Here is a 514-nt window from a genome sequence, read left to right on the forward strand (position 1 = left end):
TTATACAAAGTTTGTCCCAATCCTTAGGTGTTCGCACCTTAACTTCTTTTTCAATTAATGTACCGCCTAAATATATACCTAATGCATTTATTTCTTTTCCTATCTCACACTTTGTCCAACAATAACTAGCATTGCTATCCCTTTTATGCTCACAACCAGCACAATTATTATCCATTAAATCAATTATTTTTAAACGAACGGCTGCTTTATTCATGAAACATCAGGCCATTCTAATTTCTCTATATGCCTTAAATAATCTACTAAAGCACGATCAGTGCGCTCAACAATAAAAGCATGTTTTTCAAATTCTTCTCGTGGTATAGATTTTCTTCCACCCTCATATGATTCCATTACATATTTTGATACTAACGATAGTGGCACTAAATACGTCACTTTATCTTTCCAAAACTCTATTAAGAAGAAGCAAATAGCCCCCATTGTTTGTGTATCTTCTAAATAGTCAATCTGGTGCCGATGGATATTTTCTAGCGGAAAACGTGTTGTTTGCTCCGTT

2 protein-coding genes are annotated in these 514 nt (G+C 34.2%); both read right to left on the minus strand.

Annotated elements, in window-relative coordinates; genetic code table 11:
- On the minus strand, positions 1–214 hold a 214-nt coding region (locus KVT27_RS23615), incomplete at its 3' end, for a zinc-finger domain-containing protein (protein ID WP_217582071.1).
- Positions 211–514, minus strand: a 304-nt coding sequence (locus KVT27_RS23620; protein ID WP_217582072.1) for a Holliday junction resolvase RecU, incomplete at its 5' end; no start/stop codon positions are given. The genes KVT27_RS23620 and KVT27_RS23615, both read right to left, overlap by 4 nt.

The organism is Lysinibacillus sp. GbtcB16 (genome assembly GCF_019091145.1).
GTDB classification, from domain to species: Bacteria; Bacillota; Bacilli; order Bacillales_A; family Planococcaceae; genus Lysinibacillus; species Lysinibacillus fusiformis.